The organism is Mesorhizobium sp. M4A.F.Ca.ET.020.02.1.1 (genome assembly GCF_004022645.1).
GTDB lineage: Bacteria > Pseudomonadota > Alphaproteobacteria > Rhizobiales > Rhizobiaceae > Mesorhizobium.
Genome location: NZ_RZOI01000300.1, coordinates 1 through 6,763 on the forward strand (window position 1 = coordinate 1; position 6,763 = coordinate 6,763).

General features: G+C 63.5%; 4 protein-coding genes and 1 pseudogene. 2 read left to right on the forward strand and 3 right to left on the reverse strand.

The annotated features are described in order from the left end of the window. Nucleotides 1–377: pseudogene (locus EN742_RS18910) on the forward strand (carbohydrate kinase); the annotation flags it as partial. Nucleotides 378–830: 453 nt separating this feature from the next. Here EN742_RS18910 and EN742_RS18915 read toward each other — a convergent pair. The 3 genes from EN742_RS18915 to galE all read right to left on the reverse strand — a co-directional run bounded on the left by EN742_RS18915 (nt 831) and on the right by galE (nt 5,113). Continuing rightward, nucleotides 831–2,657, reverse strand: coding sequence for an alanine racemase (locus tag EN742_RS18915; protein WP_128333145.1), 1,827 nt, complete (start codon nt 2,655–2,657; stop codon nt 831–833). 2 nt (nt 2,658–2,659) lie between these two features. After that, on the reverse strand, nt 2,660–3,910 hold the full coding sequence (locus tag EN742_RS18920; protein ID WP_127405700.1) for a D-amino acid dehydrogenase: 1,251 nt from the start codon (nt 3,908–3,910) through the stop codon (nt 2,660–2,662). A gap of 207 nt (nt 3,911–4,117) precedes the next feature. Further along, entirely contained in the window at nt 4,118–5,113 is a 996-nt protein-coding gene (gene galE / locus EN742_RS18925) for a UDP-glucose 4-epimerase GalE (RefSeq protein WP_126056566.1), read from the reverse strand. A gap of 274 nt (nt 5,114–5,387) precedes the next feature. On the opposite strand from galE, the gene hemA reads away from it, so the two are divergent. Continuing rightward, nucleotides 5,388–6,665: a 5-aminolevulinate synthase gene (hemA, locus tag EN742_RS18930; RefSeq protein ID WP_126056567.1), complete on the forward strand. Its 1,278-nt coding sequence runs from the start codon at nt 5,388–5,390 to the stop codon at nt 6,663–6,665. Nucleotides 6,666–6,763: the final 98 nt, after the last annotated feature.

The window sequence follows — 6,763 nt, forward strand, 5'->3', positions numbered from 1 at the left end:
GATCGGGGCCGTTTCCGCACCGCCAGCCGCAATGGCTCAATGCCGACGGAACGAGTGGCGGCGAGCGCTTCGTCGCCATCTCTTTCTATCTGGCGCTTATGACCGCGACCTGCCTCGAGCTGATCGGCGGCGACGGACCGACAACCGTGGAAGGACCCTTTGCCCGCAACCGCCTCTTTACCGGCATGCTGGTTGCGGCGACCGCGCGCACCGTCATCGCCTCCGAGGCCGCCACCGGCACCAGCATCGGCGCAGCACTTCTGGCATCCAAAGAGACGCCCGCGCACAGCAAGGTCGAGACAATAGAACCGCAAGCTGATCCCATCTGGGCGGCCTATTTCCGCGCATGGCGCAGGGCGGTCGAAGCGCGGAGCTGATCAGATCACGAATAATAAGAAGAAATACGAAGAATACAAAATCGCCATATTAATGGCGTAAAAAGCATACCGGGTCGGAAAATACACTTTGCTTATTGACGAAAATGTTAAAAATATGACGGTAACCAAAAATGTGTATATAATTAGCGGAGTCAATAAGAAATATAACTGAAAGCCACTTGATTGCGAGAATAGAGATATGCCGTAATTAATTGACAAATACGATTCACATTCCGAACCACCGTCTCCATAGCTAATGCCCATTCCAACATGATTTCCACAATTGTTTGCTTTTTCAAAAATGCAAGCAAAAGAGCCTGATAAAAATGCTGTTGCAGCAAACAGTATGAAATAAATCCTGCCGACGTTCCCAATTAGTCTCATCCACGCATCCAACTGGATTCAAATTTCCGCATTGAGGTTACGTTCCGCTCCGATCGCAAGTCAATTTGGCTAGAGAATCCGCTTGCCGAAGGCCGACATGACGAAGCTGACGGCATCGGCGGCGATCCTGGGTTCGAGATCGGCGGTGAAGCCAGAGACGCTCATCGACAAGAGCCCGCCCGAGAGTGCCACCGCCTCCATCGCCTGATGCGTTTCGCGCACCGTGAGCCCGCCCGAGCCTGCCGCCCAGCCGGCGAATTCGGTGACCTCGGGCGCATAGGCGACGTGGAACCCTTGGGTGCCGGAGGAGGCGATGTGGATCGCCTCCCGCATCACTTCCCCCATGCCCATGGCGTCGATGTCGGTCATGGTGAAGGCGGAGACGCGCGAATCCGTCAGCACCCGCGCCTCGGCCGGATCGGCATGGCGCAAGCCGACGATGACGATGTTTTCCGGCGAAAGCTGCGGCTGCAAAGCGCCCGGCTTGTGATCCAAACCCAACATGCGGGCGAGCACCGAAGCCTCCGGCAGGTCGATGCCTTCGATCTCCTCCGGCATGAGCGCGGCGATGGAATCGATCCAGATCAGGCCAAATGAGTGTGTCGCCCGCGCGGTCGCGGCAAGTGCTGTATGGGCGATGCGGCGGTCGGCGCCGGCCGTCAGCCGGATCAGGCCCGATGGCGGTCGTTCCGCGTCGGCCAGCTCGACGACGTCGAAGTTCATCGCCTCAAGCCGCGCCCCGGTCGCCTCGCGGGCGAGGATGCCTGCCGCCGACGGCTCGGCCGAGATCGACACCATCTTACGGCCGGAATAGTCCTCGACATCGTGCATCGGGGCCTTCTCGACATATTCGGAGGTCATGGCGAGAAGCATGGCGCCATAGCTCATGCGGAAGGCGACGCGGCCGCCGACGGCGGGGATTGGATCGGCGTCCTGCACGTCAAGCAGAAGATGATCGCTGGAGGCGCCAAGCACGCGCACGCCCTTGGCGATCGGCATCAGGCCTTCGACCAGCACGTCCTCGCGGCCGATATTGGCAATGGCGCGCAGCCTGTCGCCCTCATCGGGAAAGACCGGCTGGTTGCCGAAGGCGTCGTAGCCGGACTGGCCGATCGGCCGCGATGGCTTCCTCTTGACCTCGATGATGTCGGCGGTAAGCCGGCAGGCATCGAGCTCCAGCGCTTCCCAGGGCGGATCGCGAAAAGTTTCCAGCCCGCCCTGCAGGATCGCCTCGCCGACCCTCAGATTGTTGATGCCGGCGGGCAGCCGGCCTTCGAGCAACAGCGGCAGCGAGGACGAGGCGCCGCCCGATATCCAATCGAGGCTTTTGCCCGACAGACGCTCGATCTTGTAGGCATGGGCGACGAGCTGGCCGAGATTCTCCTCGGTCGGCAAGATGGCGCCGAAGCAGCCGAGATTGGTGCCGATGCCGGCAATGCGCACGCCCTTCATCTCCAGGATCTGCTGGACGGTCGGCACAAGGTCGTTCGGCCAGATGCCTTCCCGGAGGTCGCCGAGGTCGACCATCAGCATGATGTCGTGGACGCGGCCCATGCGCTCGGCGATGCGGGCGATCTCGCGGATGATCGAAAGTTCCGACTGCAGGCTGATGTCGACGGTCCGCACCACCTCCTCGACGCGCGCGATGGGCGGGCTGCGCAAGAGCATGATCGGCGCATTGATGCCGCTGTCGCGCAGCCGGCGGATGTTCTCGAAGCGTGACTCCGCGATGCCGGCAACGCCGCCGCGCAGCATGGCGCGCGCCACCTGCGGCATGCCGCACATGCCCTTGGTGACGCCGAAGACCTTGATGCCGGAATGCGCGCAGCGCTCGACGACGGTGCGCGCATTGCGCTCGATGCGGCCGAGATCGATGGCGACTTGCGGTCCAGACATCTCTAGTTCCTGTAGACCAGCCCTTGCGGATCGATCTCCGGCTTGCGGCCGGCGACGATATCGGCGAGGAATTTTCCCGAGCCGCAAGCCATCGTCCAGCCGACATGGCCGTGGCCGGTGTCGAGGTAAAGGTTGGTGTAGCGCGCCTGCCCTATCACCGGCACGGAGTTCGGCATCATTGGCCTGAGGCCCGCCCAAAGCTCCGCTTTCTTCTCGTCGAAGGCGCCGGGAAACAGGTCCTTGCCGGTCCTGAACATGGCGGCGAAATCACGCGGCTTGAAGCTGCGGTCGAAGCCGGTGAACTCGGCGGTCGAGGCAAGGCGCAGCCGGTTGCCGAGCCGCGAATAGCCGATCAGCTGGTCCTCGTCGGCGCCGCCCATGGTCGGCCCCTTGCTCTCGTCCTCCAGCGGTATGGTCGCGGTGTAGCCCTTCACTGGATAGACCGGCAGGTCGATGCCGTAGCGGCGGCCGAGCAGGCCGCTTTCCGGTCCCAAGGAGATGACCACCGCGTCACCGGCGACCGGGCCGGCCGAGGTCATCACCGAGCGCACATGATCACCTTCGATGTCGAGGCCTTCGACGGTCGTGCCGAAGAGGAATTTGACGCCGAGCTTTTCGGCCGCATAAGCGGCGAGCTTTTCCACGAACTGCCGGGAATCGCCCGTCTGGTCGATCGGCGAATAGACGCCGCCGGCGATCTTGTCCCTGGCGCCGGCGAGGCCGGGCTCCAGCTCGATCAGCCGGTCACGGCCGACGATCTCGATCGGCAGGCCGTGCTCGGCAAGGTAGCGGTAATTGTCGGTGCCGGTGTCGAGGCTGTGCTGCGAGCGGAAGAAATAGAGAATGCCCTTCTTGCGCTCGTCGTAGTGAATGCCGGTCGCTTCCGAGAGCGCGTTGATGCAGTCGCGGGAATAGAGCGCCAGGCGCAGCTTGACCTGGCTGTTGGCGCGCAGGCGCGCCACCGTGCACTGGCGCAGGAAGCGCAGGCTCCAGGCGAGGAAATAGGGATCGAAGCGCAGCCTGACCTTGATGCCGAGATCGTGGTTCCAGAGCGCGCGCAGGAAGGTCTTCAGCGCGGCGGGCGAAGCCCAGGCGGTGGCGTCCCCGGGCGAGACAAGGCCGGCATTCGACTGGCTGGTGCCACGCGCGGCGGCCTGGTGGCGCTCGATCACCGTCACCTCATGGCCATCGCTTGCCAGGTAATAGGCGGCCGCCGTGCCAACGACGCCGGCCCCAAGCACCAAGACCTTCATGCCGCACCCCTCGAGCGGTTCACCGTTTCACGGAAACGCAGAACCGCTCTATTTCCTTGTTTTGACCAATTCCGGACGGAAAACCGTTGCACACTTTTCCTGGAATTGCTCTCGAACAGGGCGGCGCGCCTCCACGCGCCGCCGTGAGATCCTCAATAGCGCGTCTCGGCGCGCAGGACGAGCCCTTGGGCTCGCAAGCTGATTGGGTCAGCCGCGTGCCGAGTTCTTGCCGCTGAGGATGCGTTCCCAGGCCAGCGCGTCGGCAACGATCTGATCGAGATCGTCGCGCTGCGGCGTCCAACCAAGCTCAGCGCGGGCAAGCTCGGAGTTGGCGACAATCGCGGCGGCGTCGCCGGGGCGGCGGTCGCCCATCTTGACCTCGAAATCACGGCCGAAGGCGCGGCGCACGCTGTCGATTACTTGCAGCACCGAGTAACCGTGGCTGTAGCCGCAATTGGCGACCAGGCTGGTGCCGCCTTCGCGTAGCCGCTGCAGCGCCAGCCGGTGCGCCGCCGCCAGATCGCTGACATGGATGTAATCGCGGATACAGGTGCCATCCGGGGTGGGATAGTCAGTGCCGAACACCTGCATGAAGGGGCGCTTGCCGAGCGCGGTCTCGCAGGCGACCTTGATCAGATGCGTGGCGCCCGGCGTCGACTGGCCGGTGCGGCCCTTGGGATCGGCGCCGGCGACGTTGAAATAGCGCAGCGCCGTATAGCGGATATCGTGCGCCTTCGCCGCGTCACGCAACATCCACTCACTCATCAGCTTGGAAAGGCCGTAGGGCGATACCGGCGAAAGCCCGGCATCCTCGCGCACCGGTTCCAATCCGGCGCCACCATAGACCGCGGCGGTGGAGGAGAAGATGAAATGCGGCACGCCCTCGCGCACGGCCGTTTCGATCAGGGTGCGCGTCTTGGAAGTGTTGTTCTCGTAGTAGCCGAGCGGATCGGCGACCGACTCTGGCACCACGATCGAGCCGGCGAAATGGATGATGGCATCGACCTTGTTGTCCCTGATGATCTGGCCGACCAGTTCGCGGTCGGCGACATCGCCGACGACGAGCCTGGCCTCCGGCGCCACCGCCCATTCGAAGCCGGTCGAAAGCCGGTCGAGAACGACAACGCTCTCGCCCGCGTCCAGAAGCTCCCAGACCATATGGCTGCCGATATAACCGGCACCGCCCGTCACCAAAACCGTCATACGCGTCCTCGCTGATCAAGATTTGTTGGAAACTGTCTCAAGGCCGCCTTACTGGAAAGCGCGCCGCAAGGCGAATAAAACTCCAGTGTCAAATGCGTAACAGTCGCCGGGGCCCAAGGCATCGTACTGAAACAAAGTTGATCCACATCAAGGGAATAGGCCACGATCCGTGGTCGTTAGGAACACGCTTGGGGCGTGGCATTTTGACCAAAGGGCCCCGGTGGACGCCTGATGGGGCAATGACTATGATCCGGCACAAAATCGGGAAGGCGACATGAACTACCAGCGGTTCTTCGAGGAAGCGATCGACCAGCTCCATGCGGAGCGGCGCTACCGCGTTTTCGCCGACCTCGAACGCATTGTCGGCAAGTTCCCGCGAGCCATCTGGCGTTCCAACGGCCGCGCCCAGGAAATCACCGTCTGGTGCTCCAACGACTATCTCGGCATGGGCCAGCATCCCGACGTCATCGACGCTTTCCAGAAGGCTGCCGGCAAGATGGGGTCGGGCGCCGGCGGCACCCGCAACATCTCCGGCACCAGCAACCCGCTGGTGGAGCTTGAACTGGAACTGGCCGACCTGCACGACAAGGAAGCAGCGCTCGTCTTCACCTCCGGCTTCGTCTCCAACGAGGCCTCGATCTCGACCATCGCACGGCTTCTGCCGAACTGCCTGATCATCTCGGACGAGCTCAACCACGCTTCGATGATCGAGGGCGTGCGCCGTTCGGGCGCCGAAAAGAAGATCTTCCGCCACAATGACGTCGCGCATCTGGAGAGCCTGCTGCAGGCTGCGGGACGCGAGCGCGCCAAGCTGATCGTCTTCGAGAGCGTCTATTCGATGGATGGCGACATCGCCCCGATCAAGCAGATCGTCGACCTCGCCGAGCGCTACAACGCTATGACCTATATCGACGAGGTCCATGCGGTGGGCATGTACGGTCCGCGCGGCGGCGGCATTACCGAGCGCGAGGGGCTGGCCGACCGCATCGACATCATCGAAGGCACGCTCGCCAAGGCCTTCGGCACGCTCGGCGGCTACATCACCGGCACCAGCGCGGTGATCGATGCCGTGCGCTCCTATGCGCCGGGCTTCATATTCACCACGGCGCTGCCGCCGGCTGTTGCCGCCGCCGCCACCACCTCGATCCGGCATCTGAAGCGCTCGCAGGCCGAGCGCGACGCGCAGCAGCGCCAGGCGTCGCGGACCAAGGAGGTGCTTGCCGCCGCCGGCCTCCCGGTGATGGAATCGTCCACCCACATCGTGCCGGTGCTGGTCGGCGATCCCGAACTTTGCAAGATGGCCAGCGACCGCCTGCTCGGCGTCCACGGCATCTACATCCAGCCGATCAACTATCCGACGGTGCCGCGCGGCACCGAGCGGCTGCGCATCACGCCGACGCCGTTCCATTCGGACGCGCTGATCGCCGAACTTCAGGACGCCCTGGTCGAGACCTGGGACGCGCTCGGCATCCCCTATGCCTCGAGCGGCCGGCCGTCCGTCGCCAAGAGCGACCGGATCATTCCCCTGCTGGTGCCGAAGTCGGGCGGGTGACCTGCTGGTGGTTCGTGGGCGGTGATGCGTAACAGGTCCTGCCAAATCATAGAACGCTGGCGCTGCCCCTCATTGTCCTCCCGGACATTTCTCCCCGT

What these genes read in the sequence shown, in the direction of transcription:
- EN742_RS18915 (WP_128333145.1), bottom strand. Translation starts at nt 2,657, where the DNA reads ATGTCTGGACCGCAAGTCGCCATCGATCTCGGCCGCATCGAGCGCAAT.
- EN742_RS18920 (WP_127405700.1), bottom strand. Translation starts at nt 3,910, where the DNA reads ATGAAGGTCTTGGTGCTTGGGGCCGGCGTCGTTGGCACGGCGGCCGCC.
- galE (WP_126056566.1), bottom strand. Translation starts at nt 5,113, where the DNA reads ATGACGGTTTTGGTGACGGGCGGTGCCGGTTATATCGGCAGCCATATG.
- hemA (WP_126056567.1), top strand. Translation starts at nt 5,388, where the DNA reads ATGAACTACCAGCGGTTCTTCGAGGAAGCGATCGACCAGCTCCATGCG.